This is a genomic window from Streptomyces sp. NPDC022552 (genome assembly GCF_055561875.1).
This window is the reverse complement of record NZ_JBVHGJ010000002.1, coordinates 396970-412032: the sequence shown is the minus strand read 5'-3', so window position 1 is coordinate 412032 and position 15063 is coordinate 396970. Positions and strand designations below refer to the sequence as shown.

The 15063-nt window shown below is 72.5% G+C and carries 17 protein-coding genes; 11 read left to right on the top strand and 6 right to left on the bottom strand.

Features of this window, described 5'->3' with window-relative positions; translation table 11 throughout:
• Positions 1–81 precede the first annotated feature (81 nt).
• From ACZ3OF_RS06760 to ACZ3OF_RS06745, 4 genes are read left to right on the top strand one after another with little or no spacing between them, the layout of a single operon-like run.
• On the top strand, positions 82–1182 hold the full coding sequence (locus ACZ3OF_RS06760; protein ID WP_361674941.1) for a DUF2330 domain-containing protein: 1101 nt from the start codon (positions 82–84) through the stop codon (positions 1180–1182).
• Positions 1179–1853: an O-methyltransferase gene (locus tag ACZ3OF_RS06755; protein WP_361674940.1), complete on the top strand. Its 675-nt coding sequence runs from the start codon at positions 1179–1181 to the stop codon at positions 1851–1853. The genes ACZ3OF_RS06760 and ACZ3OF_RS06755 overlap by 4 nt, the downstream gene beginning before the upstream one ends.
• Before the next feature lie 55 nt (positions 1854–1908).
• Complete coding sequence (locus ACZ3OF_RS06750; protein WP_361674938.1) at positions 1909–2226, top strand: antibiotic biosynthesis monooxygenase family protein; 318 nt, start codon at positions 1909–1911, stop codon at positions 2224–2226.
• On the top strand, positions 2223–2714 hold the full coding sequence (locus ACZ3OF_RS06745; RefSeq protein WP_467303228.1) for a GNAT family N-acetyltransferase: 492 nt from the start codon (positions 2223–2225) through the stop codon (positions 2712–2714). Before ACZ3OF_RS06750 ends, ACZ3OF_RS06745 begins: the two co-directional genes overlap by 4 nt.
• A 120-nt stretch (positions 2715–2834) precedes the next feature.
• Here ACZ3OF_RS06745 and ACZ3OF_RS06740 read toward each other — a convergent pair whose 3' ends face one another.
• A complete protein-coding gene (locus tag ACZ3OF_RS06740) occupies positions 2835–4889 on the bottom strand; it encodes an MDR family MFS transporter (protein WP_361674934.1) in 2055 nt (684 codons plus the stop codon).
• A gap of 262 nt (positions 4890–5151) precedes the next feature.
• On the opposite strand from ACZ3OF_RS06740, the gene ACZ3OF_RS06735 reads away from it, so the two are divergent.
• Positions 5152–6417, top strand: a complete 1266-nt coding sequence (locus ACZ3OF_RS06735; RefSeq protein ID WP_467303225.1) for a peptidoglycan-binding domain-containing protein — start codon at positions 5152–5154, stop codon at positions 6415–6417.
• Positions 6418–6599: 182 nt separating this feature from the next.
• Complete coding sequence (locus ACZ3OF_RS06730; protein WP_467303223.1) at positions 6600–7250, top strand: HAD-IA family hydrolase; 651 nt, start codon at positions 6600–6602, stop codon at positions 7248–7250.
• Positions 7251–7368: 118 nt separating this feature from the next.
• Here the strand turns inward: ACZ3OF_RS06730 and ACZ3OF_RS06725 are convergent, their stop codons facing one another.
• Complete coding sequence (locus ACZ3OF_RS06725; protein ID WP_467303222.1) at positions 7369–8109, bottom strand: ABC transporter permease; 741 nt, start codon at positions 8107–8109, stop codon at positions 7369–7371.
• 254 nt (positions 8110–8363) lie between these two features.
• Between ACZ3OF_RS06725 and ACZ3OF_RS06720 the strand changes: the two genes are divergently transcribed.
• From ACZ3OF_RS06720 to ACZ3OF_RS06705, 4 genes are all read left to right on the top strand, one after another.
• Positions 8364–9026, top strand: coding sequence for an HNH endonuclease family protein (locus ACZ3OF_RS06720; protein ID WP_361674927.1), 663 nt, complete (start codon positions 8364–8366; stop codon positions 9024–9026).
• 86 nt (positions 9027–9112) lie between these two features.
• Positions 9113–10822 (top strand): alkaline phosphatase D family protein, encoded by a 1710-nt coding sequence (locus ACZ3OF_RS06715; RefSeq protein ID WP_467303220.1) that lies wholly within the window; start codon positions 9113–9115, stop codon positions 10820–10822.
• 184 nt (positions 10823–11006) lie between these two features.
• A complete protein-coding gene (locus ACZ3OF_RS06710) occupies positions 11007–11492 on the top strand; it encodes a DoxX family protein (protein ID WP_467303217.1) in 486 nt (161 codons plus the stop codon).
• 124 nt (positions 11493–11616) lie between these two features.
• Positions 11617–12228, top strand: coding sequence for a DedA family protein (locus ACZ3OF_RS06705; RefSeq protein ID WP_467303803.1), 612 nt, complete (start codon positions 11617–11619; stop codon positions 12226–12228).
• On the opposite strand, the gene ACZ3OF_RS06700 is transcribed toward ACZ3OF_RS06705, so the two are convergent.
• Positions 12188–12436, bottom strand: a complete 249-nt coding sequence (locus ACZ3OF_RS06700; protein ID WP_361674923.1) for a DUF2277 domain-containing protein — start codon at positions 12434–12436, stop codon at positions 12188–12190. The two genes, ACZ3OF_RS06705 and ACZ3OF_RS06700, sit on opposite strands and share 41 nt — an antisense overlap.
• A 133-nt stretch (positions 12437–12569) precedes the next feature.
• Complete coding sequence (locus tag ACZ3OF_RS06695; protein WP_361674921.1) at positions 12570–12794, bottom strand: hypothetical protein; 225 nt, start codon at positions 12792–12794, stop codon at positions 12570–12572.
• Between the two features lie 192 nt (positions 12795–12986).
• Between ACZ3OF_RS06695 and ACZ3OF_RS06690 the strand changes: the two genes are divergently transcribed.
• On the top strand, positions 12987–13745 hold the full coding sequence (locus ACZ3OF_RS06690; RefSeq protein ID WP_467303215.1) for a GntR family transcriptional regulator: 759 nt from the start codon (positions 12987–12989) through the stop codon (positions 13743–13745).
• Here the strand turns inward: ACZ3OF_RS06690 and ACZ3OF_RS06685 are convergent.
• Both ACZ3OF_RS06685 and ACZ3OF_RS06680 read right to left on the bottom strand, forming a co-directional pair.
• Entirely contained in the window at positions 13687–14487 is an 801-nt protein-coding gene (locus tag ACZ3OF_RS06685; protein ID WP_361674917.1) for an MBL fold metallo-hydrolase, read from the bottom strand. The genes ACZ3OF_RS06690 and ACZ3OF_RS06685 overlap by 59 nt on opposite strands.
• Positions 14484–15020, bottom strand: coding sequence for a DUF4231 domain-containing protein (locus ACZ3OF_RS06680; protein WP_361674915.1), 537 nt, complete (start codon positions 15018–15020; stop codon positions 14484–14486). Before ACZ3OF_RS06680 ends, ACZ3OF_RS06685 begins: the two co-directional genes overlap by 4 nt.
• Positions 15021–15063 lie beyond the last annotated feature (43 nt).

Here is a 15063-nt window from a genome sequence, read left to right as displayed (position 1 = left end):
CTCCGCGGCTTTCGCACCCGGAACCGGCACCTCGCCTGCCGCGTCTGACGGCACATGCGGGGGACACACAGGATTCTGGCCATGATCGTCGCGCTGCTCGCGCTCCAGCTCGGCTCGCTGATCGCACCGGCGTACGCCTGCGGCTGCGGCGCGATGATCCCGGACCGTAACCAGCGGATCGGCGTCGACCGGGAGACCTCGGCCGTGCGCTGGGACGGCCGTACGGAACAGATCGTCATGCGCTTCACCGTGCGCGGGGACGCCGAGCGGGCGGCCTGGATCATGCCCGTACCCGGCCGGGCGGACGTGACGCTCGGCGACGCGGCGCTCTTCGACGCGCTGGAGGACCTCACCCGGCCCGCGCACGAGGACCGGTACTACTTCTGGCCGCGCGGCGACGACTGGCCCTTCGACCTCGGCGAATCGGACGGCGCCGGGGCCGCCGCGCCCGGGAGCGCCGGTTCGGACGTCGGTGTCGTCGGGCGCGAGCGGCTCGGCCCCTTCGACGTGGCGCGGCTGACCGCCACCGACCCCGAGGCGCTGAGCGGCTGGCTGGAGAAGAACGGTTTCGCGCTCCCCGAGCGACTGGCGACCGAACTGACGCCGTACGTCGAGCAGAAGTGGGAGTACGTAGCGGTACGGCTCGCTCCCGACGCCACCGGTACGGCCACCGGCACCGGCACCGGCACCGGCACCCGCACCGCGCTCCAGGGTGAGCTGACCCCGCTCCGGATCAGCTTCGCCAGCGACCGGCTCGTCTACCCGATGCGGCTCTCCCGACTGGCGAAGACCCCGCAGTCCCTCGGCCTGTACATCCTCGCCGACCACCGCATGGAGCCGCGCGACGACATCGGCGGCGATCAGCCGGAGGTGACGTTCGCGGGCGAGATCGAGGGGACGCAGCGCGACTCCCTCGCCTCCCTCACCGGCGGCCGCCCGGTCTATCTGACCGCCCTGGACCAGTCGTTCCCCGTACCGTCGCTGATCGACGGCGACCACGAACTGCGGACGGTCGCCGACACGCCGTATCGGGAGGTGATCTACACCGACCGGCTGCTCACGGTCGGCGACGGGGTTCCGGTCTGGCTCCTGACGGTCTCCGGCGTGCTGCTCGCGGCGGGCGGGACGGTCGTGGCGATCCGCGTACGGCGGCGGCGCCCTGCGGTACGTTCGGCCGCATGACCCAGGATCAATGGACCGCCGTCGACCGCTACTTCACCGACCTGCTCGCTCCGGCGGACGACGCGCTCGCCGCCACGCTCGCCGACTCCACGGCCGCCGGACTCCCCGAGATCGCCGTCGCGCCCAACCAGGGCAAGCTTCTGAACCTGCTCGTCACGATGTGCGGCGCGCGCTCGGTCCTGGAGATCGGCACGCTCGGCGGCTACAGCACCATCTGGATGGCCCGGGCGCTGCCCGCCGACGGCCGGATGATCTCGCTGGAGTACAACCCGACCCACGCGGACGTGGCCCGTGCGAACATCGCCCGCGCCGGGCTCGAGAAGGTCGTCGAGGTCCGGACGGGCGCGGCCCTGGACACCCTGGCCGAGCTGGAGACGGAGGGTGCGGGACCGTTCGACTTCGTCTTCATCGACGCCGACAAGGTGAACAACCCGAACTACGTGGCGTGGGCGCTGAAGCTCTCCCGTCCCGGCACGGTCATCGTCGTCGACAACGTCGTGCGCGGCGGCGCGATCCTCACAGCGGAGGCGGAGACGGACGACCCGGCGATCACCGGCACGCGCGCGATGTTCGAACTGGTCTCCCGCGAACCCCGGTTGGACGCGACGGCGTTCCAGACGGTCGGCGTGAAGGGGTACGACGGGCTGCTGCTGGCCCGCGTCGTGTCGTGACGCACCCACCAGTCCTGTGACACGGCCGGTCCGGGCCGGTCATATCCTGCCCTTCATGAGCATCGTGAAGATCAACGTACTGACCGTCCCGGCCGAGCAGCGCGAGGTCCTGGAGCAGCGGTTCGCCTCGCGCGCCGGGGCCGTGGAGGGCTCCGACGGTTTCGAGTGGTTCGAGCTGCTGCGGCCCGTCGAGGGCACCGACCAGTACCTCGTGTACACCCGCTGGCGCAGCGAGGAGGACTTCCAGAACTGGATGTCCGGGTCCATGAAGGCCGCGCACGAGGGCGGCGCCGCCGGCGAGCGGCCCAAGCCGGCGGCCAGCGGCTCGACGCTCTGGTCGTTCGAGGTCGTCCAGCAGGCCTCCCCGAAGTGAGCGGCCACACCACGGGATGGGCCTTCGCGCCCGAGGACGTCCACACCGAGGACGCGACCGCCCTGCGCCGCGACTACTACGACGACGTCGCGAGCCGCTACTGGAAGCGGCCGGCGACCCGGGCGGAGATAGACGAGGGTCTGACGAACGACGGCGTGGAGCTGCTCGCCCCGCCGACCGGACACTTCCTCGTGGGCCGGTACGAGGGGAAGCCGGCCGCCTGCGGCGGCGTACTGCTCCTCGACGAGGACCGCGCCGAGCTGACCCGGGTCTTCCTGCGCCACGCCTTCCGGGGCACGGGCGGCGCCGGGGCACTGCTGGGGAAGCTGGAGGACGCGGCGCGTGACCTGGGCGCGCGGCGGATGGTCCTCAACACTCGCCTGGACCTGATCGAGGCCCGCAGCCTGTACACGCGCCACGGGTACGCGGAGATCCCGGCGTACTGCGAGGGCCCCTATATGGACATCTGGTACGGCAAGGACCTCTAGCGCGACCGTGCCGGACGTGACGGATGCTCGGGCGTGGCGGACTCTCGGGCGTCAGGCCGCTCACGCCGCTCACGCGTGACGGTCGCTCAGGCGTGACGGTCGCTCAGGCGTGACGGTCGCTCAGGCGTGATGGTCGCGGGGTGGCTCGGACGAGTACGGCCGCTCCGCGTCCGAGCCGCCCAGCTCGGCCGTCAGCTCCTCCACCAGCTGGACGAGATCGGTGGGCCGGTCCGGCCCCCACCAGTCGCCGAGCAGCTCGGCGAGCGACTCCTCGCGCGCCTTGGCCAGCTGGGTCGCGGCCGCGAGTCCTTCCTCTGTGAGGACAAGCTGCAGCCCCTCCCGGCGGGCCAGACGGCGTTCCTCGATCTGGCGGGAGGCCGCTGTGATGGCCCGTAGGGGCACGGGGGTGGTCTCGGCGAGGCGGACGGGTTCCACGGTCCCGTGGCGGCGGATCCTCAGCAGCAGCCAGCTCGCCGCCGGCAGCAGATCGAGCCCCGCCTTCGCGGTGATCTTCTCGTAGACCGCCTTGCGCCCCTCGCGCGAGCCGAGCACGGACAGGGCCCGGGCGCACTCGTCGTACGAGGAGCGCTCCACCGGGTTGGAGGCGAGTGTCTGGCTGGCGTCGGGGGCGGTGACCGAGCCGCGCAGCTTGTCCTCCTTGAGGAACCAGGCGACGACGAAGGCGACGAGGACGACCGGCGCGGCGTAGAGGAAGACGTCGGTGATGGAGGTCGAGTAGGCGTGCACGACCGGCTGCTGCAACTCCGCCGGCAGTTCGGAGATGGCGCGCGGGTCGGCGGCGATCTGATCCGGTCCGGTGCCCGGCGGCAGCGTCTGCCCGGCGAGGGCGGCGTCGAGTTTGGTGTTGAGCCGGTGGGTGAAGATCGTGCCGAAGATGGCGACGCCGAACGAGGCTCCGATGGAGCGGAAGAAGGTCGCGCCGGAGGTGGCGACCCCGAGGTCCTGGTACGAGACGGCGTTCTGCACGACCAGGACGAGTACCTGCATGACGAGGCCGAGCCCGACGCCGAAGACGAAGAAGTAGGCGCTCGTCTCCCAGGTCGAGCTGTTCTCCGTCAGCTCGTTGAGCAGCAGCAGTCCGAGGGCCGTGATGCCGGTGCCGGCGATGGGGAAGACCTTCCAGCGCCCGGTGCGGGAGACGATCTGGCCGGAGACGGTCGAGGTGATCAGCATGCCGAGGACCATGGGCAGCATGTGGACGCCGGAAACGGTCGGGGTGACGCCCTGGACCACCTGGAGGAAGGTCGGCAGATAGGTCAGCGCGCCGAACATCGCGAAGCCCACCACGAAGCTGATGACCGAGACGAGGGTGAAGGTCCGGATCCGGAAGAGCTTCAGCGGCAGGACGGGCTCGGCGGCTCGCCCCTCGACGCGCACGAACCACACCAGGAGCACGGCTCCGAGGACGGCGAGCCCGATGATCTGCGGGGAGTTCCAGTCCCAGGTGGTGCCGCCGAGGGAGGCGACGAGGACCAGACAGGTGGCGACCGAGGCGATGAGGAGCGTACCGAGGTAGTCGATGGTGTGGCGGGTGGAGCGGGCCGGGATGTGCAGCACGGCGGCGATCACGAAGAGGGCAACGATGCCGATGGGCAGGTTGATGTAGAAGACCCAGCGCCAGGAGAGGTGCTGGGTGAACAGCCCGCCGAGCAGCGGTCCGAGGACGCTGCTCGCTCCGAAGACCGCACCGAAGAGCCCTTGGTACTTGCCACGCTCCCGGGGCGACACGAGGTCGCCGACGATGGCCATCGACAGGACCATCAGGCCACCGCCGCCGAGGCCCTGGAGAGCACGGAAGCCGATGAGCTGCGGCATGTTCTGGGCGATGCCGCAGAGGGCGGAGCCGACCAGGAAGATGACGATGGCGCCCTGGAAGAGTTTCTTACGGCCGTACTGGTCGCCGAGCTTGCCCCACAAGGGCGTGCCCGCGGTCGACGCGAGGATGTACGCGGTGACGACCCAGGACAGGTGCTCCATGCCGCCGAGCTCGCTGACGATGGTCGGCAGGGCCGTGGAGACGATGGTCTGGTCGAGTGCGGCGAGCAGCATGCCGAGCAGCAGCGCTCCGATCGCGACCATCACACTGCGGTGGCTCCGCCCGTCCCCGGGCGCCGGGCCACCGCTGGGGTCTGCCGCGCGTACTTCCTGGGCCATGGGCATCTCCTCGGGTCCGTTCCCCTCCCCATCCTGATTGGAATGTCCGGTTATGGCCTGCGGAAGGGCACGGTTGTTCCCCTGGTGGAGGACGACGGCCCAAGGGCGGGCTGCATAATCGCTGCCAGGTGAACTGGGGAGGGGCCTAACTGTGGTCGGACACGTCTGTCCTGAATGCGGTGTACACAGACCGCGCTGCGCGTGTGTCGAGGCGGAGATAGCGGCGGCGGAGGACTTCGATCCGCTGCGGATCCGTCCGTACGTGACGCTGCCGTCACCCGCCGAGCAGGGGAACCCGCCGCCGGCCCCGCCGTCCGTCCCGGCCCCTCCGGGGGCGGGTTCGGGGACGGAAGCGGGAGCGCAGCCGGGAGCAGGGCCGCGACCGGAAGCGGCCGCCGGGCCGGTCGCCGGGCCGGGAGCGGGTCCGGAACGGACTTCCGGCCCGGGAGCGGGTGCGGAACCGGCCTCCGGGCCGGGAGCGACCTCGGGAACGGTCTCCGGACCGGGAGCGGCCTCGGGACCGGTCTCCGGACCCGGGACGGTCGCGGGACCGGCCGCGGGCTCGGGAGCCGCCGCCCCGGGGCCCGTCTCCGGACCGGAAGCGACTTCGGGGCCCGTCTCCGGCTCGGGAGCGACCTCGGGACCGGTCTCCGGACCCGGGACGGTCGCGGGACCGGCCGCGGGCTCGGGAGCCGCCCCGGGGCCCGTCTCCGGACCGGAAGCGACTTCGGGACCCGTCTCCGGCTCGGGAGCGACCTCGGGACCGGTCTCCGGACCCGGGACGGTCGCGGGACCGGGCTCGGGCGAGACGACGCCCCTGTTCCTGAGCGGGATCGCGGCGGAGACCGAGGCGTACGACATCGCGTACGACACGGAGTACGGGCCGTACGAACCCGAGCGCCCGGCCACCCGCCGGCGCGGCGCGCTGGTGGCGCTCGCGGCGGCGGTCGCGGTCGCGGTGGTCGCCACGGCGGCGGTCGCGGGCGGGCTGCTCGGGGACGGGGACGAGTCGGACGACCGGGCGGCCGCGCCCACGCTCACCGCGAGCGCCTCGGAGAACGTCGCCGTGTCGGAGGCCCCGTCCTCACCGGCCTCCGCGTCCCCCTCGTCCGCCACGGCGTCGGCGTCGGCATCCGCCACCGCCTCACGTTCCGCGTCACCGTCGTCGTCGCCGTCCCCCTCCAGCCGAACGGCGGAGGCGACCGCCACGACCACCGCCACCGCGCCGGCCGGGCCTCCGTCGCCTTCGGCCACCCGGACGACCGCCGCACCGACCCGCACGCCCACGGTCGCCCCGATCGCACCGGCCCCGACCCTGCGCTACGGGGACTCCGGGGCCGAGGTCGCGGAGTTGCAGCGTCGGCTCGAACAGGTGTGGGCCTACGACGGCCCGATCGACGGCGAGTACACGAGAGAGGTGCGGCGCGCGGTCGAGCGGTACCAGTCGTGGCAGGACATCGAGGAGGACGAGGAGGGCGTGTACGGGCCGGCGACGCGCCGGTCCCTGGAGGCCGTGACCACGGGCTGAGGCATGGCCGCGCGGTCCGCGATCCCCGAGGTCCGCAAGGGCCCCGGGGTCCGCGATGCGGGACGGATTGGCGCGGGAGGCCTCTCGTTTTGTATCGTCGAGGAACAAAGTGGCCCCGCCCGCACCCCCTGACCGGCGGGCGGGACCGCTCTGCTCTCCTCCCACCCCTCTGGAGACCCTTGATGACCGCGCTCACCACCCGCGCACTGCTCCTCGACATGGACGGCACGCTCGTCAACTCGGACGCCGTCGTCGAACGCTGCTGGCGCCGCTGGGCCGAGCGTCACGGCCTCGACCCGGACGAGGCGCTCAAGGTCGTCCACGGCCGCCAGGGGTACGCCACGATGGCAGTCCTCCTCCCGGACCGGCCCATGGAGCAGAACTACGAGGACAACCGGGTGATGCTCGCGGAGGAGACCGCGGACCTCGACGGCGTCGTCCCGGTCCCGGGCGCCCCGGCCTTCATGGCCGCCCTCGACGGCCTCCCGCACGCCCTCGTGACCTCGGCGGACGCGAAGCTCGCCCGGGCCCGGATGGGCGCGGCGGGGCTGCGGATGCCGGAGACCCGGGTGACGGCGGAGTGTGTCGGAGCGAGCAAGCCGGACCCGGAGGGCTTCCTCAAGGGCGCGGCGGAACTGGGCTTCGACCCGGCCGACTGCGTGGTCTTCGAGGACTCCGAGGCAGGCATCCAGGCGGGCCGCGCTGCGGGCATGCGCGTGGTGGGCGTGGGCCCGCGGGCGGCGGCCTTCGCCCCGGACGTCCACGTCCAGGACCTCACGGCCGTCACGCTGACGCCCCTCCAGGACGGCACCCTCAGCCTGACGTTCGCGTAACCCGCACCCGACCCGGCGGCCCCGGGTCCGGGCGGCACCCGGTCCGGGCGGCCCCGACCCGGCGGAGCCGCCCGCCTCGGACGTAACGGGGGACCAGCCCGAAACAGTGCCCCGTCGGTCACCCCCGCGCGACCGCTCCCCGGGCCACCAGCTCCAGCACCACCGCCACCGCCACCGCCTGCACCACCATCAGCGCCACCAGCACGAACAGCTGGACCGCCCCCGCCTCCCAGGGCGACGCACCGCCCAGCAGCATCCCCACGAACGCCCCCGGCAGCGTCACGAGGCCCACCGTCCGCGTCTGGTCGAGCCCCGGCAGCAGTGCGTCCGACGCCGCCGTCCGCGCCACCTCCAGCCGCGCCTCCCGTTCCGGCAGTCCGATCGCGAGCCCCGCCTCCACCTCGCCGCGCCGCGTCTCCAGCTCGTCCAGCGCCCGCCTCCCGCCCAGGACCGTCGCGGTCAGCGCGCCGCCGATGAGGATGCCGGTGACCGGGATGAGCGCCACGCCCCGTACCGATACGAGCCCCGTGAGCAGCAGCGTCCCGACCACCGGTCCGACCCCGGCCGCGATCGGCACCCCCGCCCACCACCGCCCGCGCCCCGCCCCGGGCACGACGCGCCGGCCCGCGGTCCATGCCGCCACCCCGTACATCACCACCAGGAACGCCAGCAACAGCGGCAGATACCGCATCACCCAGCCGATCACGAGCGAGACCGCGACGAGTTGGACCGCGGCGCGCCCACCCGCGATCACCGAGTCGCGGGGCCGCCCGAGCCGGGCGAACGCGACGACGCCCGCGGCCACGGCGAGCAGAACGGCGAGAACCACCCCAAAGGTGACGTTCACTTCCAGAAGCACGCACCAACCCTAGGGCCAGGAAACGGAAGTGTCGTTCCGTCACACCTCTTGATGTGACGTGCCCATGTCGTCACTCTGTTACCTGGCGCACCCCCCAACGCAACCTGGCGCCGCCACGATGACCTGGCCGCCGGGCACCCACCCGGGCACGCACCGGGCACTCCACCCCGTACGCACCGGGCAACCGTCCGGGACGCACGGGGCAACCGCCCGGGACGGCACGGCCAAGGTCCCCCCACCTCAAGGGAGTTCGCATGCTCGCCGCAAACGTCTACGCGCGTCGAATAGCCCGTCGCGCGACCGTTCTCGCCGCCACCACCGCCCTCTCCGTCACCGGCCTCCTCGCCACCGCGCCGTCCGCCCAGGCGGCCATGCCCACGCCCGTCAGCGCGGCCACCGCCCGTACCTACCTCGCCTCCCTCACGGTCAAGGCGGAAGGTTCCTCCTCCGGCTACAGCCGTGATCTCTTCCCCCACTGGATCACCCAGTCCGGCGCCTGCAACACCCGCGAGGTCGTCCTCAAGCGCGACGGCGTGAACGTGGTCCAGGACTCCAGCTGCGCCGCCGTCAGCGGCAGCTGGTACTCCGAGTACGACGGCGCGACCTGGACCGCCGCCGCCGACCTCGACATCGACCACGTCGTGGCCCTCTCCGAGGCCTGGCGCTCGGGCGCGAACGCGTGGACCACCGCCAAGCGCCAGCAGTTCGCCAACGACCTGACCCGCCCGCAGCTCATCGCCGTGACGGACAACGTCAACCAGGCCAAGGGTGACCTCGACCCCGCGGAGTGGATGCCGTCGCGCACCGCGTACCGCTGCACGTACGCCCGCGCCTGGGTGCACGTGAAGTACTACTGGGGCCTGAGCGTGGACTCCGCCGAGAAGAGCGCCCTGCAGTCCGTTCTTAACGGCTGCTGAGAACGCTTCCGTCGCGCCTCCCTCGTTCCGTACCGTACGGGCGTTCCCTACCGAACGGGCGGGACGACGGAGGAGCGGGGAGATCGATGGCGGCGGGACTGAGGCTCGGACCAGTACTTCGGTACGTCGACGGGGTGACGGGTGACTCGGCGACGATCTGGGTCGAGACCGACCGCCCGTGCACGGCGGAGGTCCATGGCGCCTCCGGCGCCGGCGGCAGCACCCGGACCTTCCAGATCGCGGGCCATCACTACGCCCTGATCCCGGTGACCGGCCTGAACCCCGGAACGGCGACGGCCTACGAGGTCCGGCTCGACGGGCGGACGGTCTGGCCGCCGGTCGACTCCCGCTTTCCCCCGAGCACGATCCGCACCCCCTCCGCCGACACCGAGATCAAGGTGGCGTTCGGCTCCTGCCGCTGGGCGTCGAAACCGGCGAAGGGAAGGGACCCGGTCGGCCCGGACGCCCTGGACACGCTCGCCACGCACCTCGTGAAGCGGCTCACGGCCGGCGAACAGCCCGACATCGGGCAACCCGACGTCGAACGACCCGACGTCCTGGTGCTGTTGGGTGACCAGGTGTACGCCGACGAGACCTCGGCCGCCACCCGCCGGTGGCTCGCCGCCCGCCGGGACCCGCGCGACCCGCCGGGCTCGGAGGTCGGGGAGTACGAGGAGTACACCCGGCTCTACGACGAGTCCTGGGGCGACCCCGAGGTCCGCTGGCTGCTCTCCACCGTCCCCAGCTGCATGATCTTCGACGACCACGACGTCATCGACGACTGGAACACCAGCGCCGCCTGGCTGGCCGGAATGCGGGCCACTCACTGGTGGCACGAACGGGTGCTCAGCGGGCTGATGTCGTACTGGGTGTACCAGCACCTCGGCAACCTCTCCCCCGCCGAGCTGGCCGCCGACCCGCTGTACGCCGAGATCCGGTCCGTCCCGGACGGGACGGACCTGCTGCGGCGGTTCGCGGCGGAGGCGGACGCCGAGCCGGCCTGTGTGCGCTGGAGTTACCGCCGGGACTTCGGCCGGACCCGGTTGCTGATGATCGACACCCGGGCGGGGCGGGTCCTGAAGGAGGACGCGCGGGCGATGCTGGACCCGGCCGAGGCGGCCTGGGTGCGCGAACAGGCGCTCTCGGACCGGGGCTCGTACGACCATCTCCTCGTCGGCACCTCGCTGCCCTGGCTGCTGCCGCCGCTGATCCATGAAGCGGAGGCCTGGAACGCGGCCCTGTGCCGGGGTGAGCGCGGCGGACCGGAGGGGCGCTGGGCACGGTTCGCGGAGGATCTGCGGCAGCGGGCGGACCTGGAGCACTGGGCGGCGTTCCCGTCGTCGTTCGAGGCCCTGACCCGGCTGCTCGCGGAGGCGGGCGGCGGACCGGACGCGCCGGCGACGGTGTGCGTCCTGTCAGGGGACGTCCACCACGCCTACGTGGCGGAGCCGCACTGGCCCGACGAGCCGACCGGGGGCGACACGGGCCTGCGCCGGCCCGAGGCGCGGGTGGTCCAGCTGACGTGCTCGCCGCTCCACAACGCGATTCCGCGCTCGGTACGCCTGGGCTTCCGCTTCGGGTGGAGCCGCGCGGGCAGCGGCCTGGGCCGCGCTCTCGCCCGCCACGCGCGCGTGGGCCGCCCCGTGATCGGCTGGCGCAGAACGGGCGGCCCCTGGTTCGGAAACCAGCTCATGACCCTCACGCTCCACGCCCGCTCCGCCCGTCTGACGCTCACCCAGGCGCGCCCGAACGGGCGCATCATCACCGTCGACGAGCGCCGTCTGAGCGGGAGTTGACACCGCGACAGGGAGACGCGCCGGAGCGCCCGCACCTCGCGTGACACTCGACACAGATCGCCATGGGATCGAATGTTGAAGTTGCAAGTAATAGTGAGGGGTGCCTAACCTGACGTCCTCATCGGTTCCGTCCCCCCGCGTTCCGTTCCCCCGGGACCGACTCGACCGAAGGAGTCACACCCCCATGAATCCCCTGGCCAACCGCGTAGAGCAGGCCCAGCCGTACGCGCTCGGGCTGTTCCGCTTCGTCATCGGTCTGCTCTTCGCCTGCCACGGCGCCGCCTCGCTCTTCGGCGTGCTCGGCGGTGCCGTCGGCGGTGGCACCGTCCCGGCCGGCACCTGGCCCGGCTGGTACGCGGCCGTGATCCAGCTCGTCGGCGGCGCCCTCGTGGCCGTCGGCCTGGGCACCCGTACCGCCGCTCTCCTCGCCTCCGGCTCGATGGCGTACGCGTACTTCAAGGTCCACCAGCCCGAGGGGCTCTTCCCGCTCCAGAACAGCGGCGAGAGTGCCGCGCTCTTCTGCTGGGCGTTCCTGCTGCTCGTCTTCACCGGCCCCGGCGCCCTGGCTCTCGACCGGCTCTTCGGCGCCCGCACGGAGCGGGAGGGTGAGCGGCCCCAGGGACGGAGCGAGGACCGGAGCGAGAACCGGCGCGAGCCGGTCGGAGCGTAAGCCGCACACCCGACCTGCGGCCGAACGGGCAGGGGCCGGGGATCGCCGTGGCGATTTCCGGCCCCTGCCGGTTTTCGCTTCCCGCCCCCGCGTACGCTCTAGCGCTGTGAACGTGCTCGACAGCATGGGGTCACTGCAGTCACTGACCGCAGGCCCGTGGATCTACGCGGCGGTGGCCACGTCGGTACTGCTCGACGTCTTCCTGCCGGTGCTGCCGAGCGGGGTCCTGGTGATCACGGCCGCGACGGCGGCGGCGACCGCCACCGCGGCCTCCCCCGACGTACCCTCCGTCCTCCCCCTCCTCCTCTGCGCGGCCACCGCCTCCGTGCTCGGCGACTTCGTCGCGTACCGGCTGGCCTGGAGGGGCGGGGCCCGGCTGGACCGGGCGATCGCCCGCTCGCGCCGGCTGACCCGCGCGCAGGAACGTCTCGGCGTGGCCCTCGCACGCGGCGGCGGCGCGCTCGTGGTGATCGCGCGCTTCGCCCCGGCCGGCCGCTCGGTGGTCTCCCTGGGCGCGGGCGCGGCGCGGCGCCGGATCGCGGACTTCCTGCCGTGGTCGGCGCTGGCGGGGGTGGCCTGGGCGGGCTACAGCGTGGCGCTCGGCTGGTTCGGCGGGCTGTGGCTGGGCGCGACCTGGTTCAGCGCGGGGGTCTCCGTCCTCGCACTGTTCCTGGCGGGCGCCCTGGCGGCCTATGTCATACGGCGTCCGGCTGCGGCTCCCGCGCCGGCTTCCTGAGCCCGCGCACCTCGAGTCCGTCGAGAAGCCGGGCGGTCGCCGCGGCGATCTCGTCCACGGCTTGGTCGAACACCTCGACGTTGTGCGCGGCCGGTCTGTGGAACCCGGACACCTTGCGGACGTACTGCAGGGCGGCGGCGTGGATGTCGTCCTCGGTCGCCTCTTCGGGCAGAACCGGCGGTCGGAGAGTCTTGATGCTGCGGCACATGTCTCCAGTGTCGCGCGCCCCACTGACAACGCCCGGCGCCCGAGCGCGAGCCACGGTCCCGCGTGGCGCAGGGGCGGACCCGGCGCGCCCGGCGTGCCCGGCGTGCCCGGGGATGGATCCTCGCGCCCGGGGATCAGCTCCCGATGCCGCGCCTGCTCCGTGCGTTGATCTCGGCGGCGCGGGCCCGCAGCTCCCTCATGGGCGTGGCGAGCTGGACGTCGCCGGGTTCGGCCTCCCACTCGCGACCGCCGTTGACGGGCCGGATCAGAAACCGGCCGGCGACGCTGTCCAGGTAGAAGCCGACCCGCCCGGTGGCGGTATCGCGTACGAGGTCACCGACCTCGGGCAGTGGTTGCACGAATCCCCTCCGTCCCGGAATTCCAGTTCTCTAGAGATACACCCAGAGAAACCCGACCGCTCCCCTCTGTCAACGTATCTCTAGAGAAGTCCCCCGATGGATGGATCACTCGCACAGGTCGGCGCACAGGCGTGCATCACCTGGTCGGAGCGCGCCGTAGGGTGTCCCGCAGACGAAGGGAGTGGTCCACCCATGACTGACCAGGACAGCGGTCGTCGGCCCAAGTACCAGCGCATCGCCGACGAGTTGAGAACCGCCATCCAGTCAGGCGCCTTCGCCCCCGGCGACCGGCTCCCCGGCGAGAACGATCTGATGACCACGTACGAGGTGGCCAGGATGACGGCCCGCCAGGCACTCTCCGTCCTGCGCACCGAGGGCCTGGCCGAGGCCCGCAAGGGCGCGGGGGTCTTCGTCCGTACCTTCCGGCCGCTGCGCCGGCGGGGCATCCCCCGGCTCGCGCAGGACCACTGGGGCACGGGCCGCTCGGTCTGGTCGGCGGACATCGAGGACCGTGCGCTGGTGGTGGACCAGATCGAGGTCGGCCGGGAGCCGGCGGACGCCCGGGTCGCCGCGGCCCTCGGCCTGCCGGCCGACGCCCCGGTCTGCGTCCGCAGCCGCCGCTTCGTCCTGGACGACAAGCCGGTCCTGCTCTCGGTCTCGTACCTCCCGGCGGACCTCGCCGAGGACACCCCGATCGCCACGCCGGACACGGGCCCGGGCGGCACCTACGCCCGACTGGCCGAACTCGGCCACCAGCCGGTCCACTTCCGTGAGGAGATCCGCTGCCGGATGCCCACGGCCGACGAATCCACCCGCCTCTCCCTGGAGTTCGGAACGCCGGTGATCCTGATCGGCCGTACGGCCTTCACGGCGAAGGGAGTCGCGGTGGAGCTCAACGAGATGACGCTGGACTCGGCGTCGTACGTCCTGGAGTACGACTTCGACGCGTAGCGCCGAACACGGCACCGGGCGCGGCGTAGGCGACCTCCCCCTCGAACACCCGTCCCGCGCCGGCCACCGCGTGCTCGGGCTCGGTCCCGGGCCCGACATGGGTGACGACCAGCCTGCCGACACGGGCGGCGGCGGCCGTCCGCCCCGCCTGCTCGGCGGAGTGGTGCCCGGGCCCCTCCCCGTCGGCCTCGCAGAGGAAGAGCTCGCAGTCCCGGGCGAGTTCGACGACCGCCGGGCACGGCTCACAGTCGCCGGAGTAGGCGATCCGGAGCCCCTCCGGGTCCTCGACCCGCAGGCCGAAGGCGGCCAGCCCACCGTGCTCGACTCCCCGCGCGAGCAGACGGAGTCCCCCCACGCGCGCCTCATGGCCGTCGTACAGCTCCTCGACGGCGAAGGCGTCCTCGACGGGACTGCGACGCGGGCCGTTGGTCAGGAAGCCGGCGAGCCGTTCGGCGATCCCGGGCGGCCCGAAGAGGGGGACGGGCGCGTCGAGCCGGATGTCGGCGTACAGGAGCCCGTAGTAGGCCGTGAGCAGGTCCGCGCAGTGGTCGGCGTGCAGATGGGAGATCCACACGGCGTCGATCTCCCCGAGCCCGGCGTACCGCTGCAACTCCCCGAGCGAGCCGCTGCCGGCGTCCACCCACACGCGGGCGCCACCGCCGTCGACGAGATACCCGGAACAGGGATTCCCGGGCCGCGGGTGGGGCGTGGCGGACCCGAGAACCGTGACACGCAGACTCACGCGCCCTTGGCCTCCTGCCGGGCGGCGGGGACGCCGCCCTGCTGCTGGACGTCGGCGTTGACCTGCCCGCCGAGGGTCATGACGTTGAGGGTCGCCGCGTTCTCGCTGGCGATGGCCTTCTCGACGCGGGCGACCAGGGTCGTGAAGCACTCGCGGTCGGAGAGGTTGTGGTACGGCCCGACCCGTGCGGCGAAGTAGACCCGCTCGTGGCCGAGCAGTTGCTCGGTCGACCGGTAGTTCTTCCACTGCTCCCGGTACCGGTAAACGCTCTCGAGCGACACCGACGCCACGACGACGAGGCTGAGGACGGTGGCTGTCATCTTCGCGAACCCCATGTCGAGGTTGACGAGCACGGGCACGAGCGCCCCGCCGACGACGGCGAGGGTGCGCATGCGCAGGTGCATGGCCTTCATCCGCGTGGCCTTGAGGTCGTACCACTCCTGATACTGCGTCAACCTGCTGTCCACGTACCGCTGTGCCGTCATGACCCCGCCCGACACATCGCCCTCGGGCGCGTCCCCCACCTCGTCCATGCCGCGAGTACACCCCTCGCGGGCGCACGGGGTCAACCGGCCG

Coding starts and splice junctions, on each gene's coding strand:
- ACZ3OF_RS06760 (WP_361674941.1), top strand. CDS start 82: ATGATCGTCGCGCTGCTCGCGCTCCAGCTCGGCTCGCTGATCGCACCG.
- ACZ3OF_RS06755 (WP_361674940.1), top strand. CDS start 1,179: ATGACCCAGGATCAATGGACCGCCGTCGACCGCTACTTCACCGACCTG.
- ACZ3OF_RS06750 (WP_361674938.1), top strand. CDS start 1,909: ATGAGCATCGTGAAGATCAACGTACTGACCGTCCCGGCCGAGCAGCGC.
- ACZ3OF_RS06740 (WP_361674934.1), bottom strand. CDS start 4,889: ATGGCCCAGGAAGTACGCGCGGCAGACCCCAGCGGTGGCCCGGCGCCC.
- ACZ3OF_RS06730 (WP_467303223.1), top strand. CDS start 6,600: ATGACCGCGCTCACCACCCGCGCACTGCTCCTCGACATGGACGGCACG.
- ACZ3OF_RS06720 (WP_361674927.1), top strand. CDS start 8,364: ATGCTCGCCGCAAACGTCTACGCGCGTCGAATAGCCCGTCGCGCGACC.
- ACZ3OF_RS06715 (WP_467303220.1), top strand. CDS start 9,113: ATGGCGGCGGGACTGAGGCTCGGACCAGTACTTCGGTACGTCGACGGG.
- ACZ3OF_RS06710 (WP_467303217.1), top strand. CDS start 11,007: ATGAATCCCCTGGCCAACCGCGTAGAGCAGGCCCAGCCGTACGCGCTC.
- ACZ3OF_RS06705 (WP_467303803.1), top strand. CDS start 11,617: ATGGGGTCACTGCAGTCACTGACCGCAGGCCCGTGGATCTACGCGGCG.
- ACZ3OF_RS06700 (WP_361674923.1), bottom strand. CDS start 12,436: ATGTGCCGCAGCATCAAGACTCTCCGACCGCCGGTTCTGCCCGAAGAG.
- ACZ3OF_RS06690 (WP_467303215.1), top strand. CDS start 12,987: ATGACTGACCAGGACAGCGGTCGTCGGCCCAAGTACCAGCGCATCGCC.
- ACZ3OF_RS06680 (WP_361674915.1), bottom strand. CDS start 15,020: ATGGACGAGGTGGGGGACGCGCCCGAGGGCGATGTGTCGGGCGGGGTC.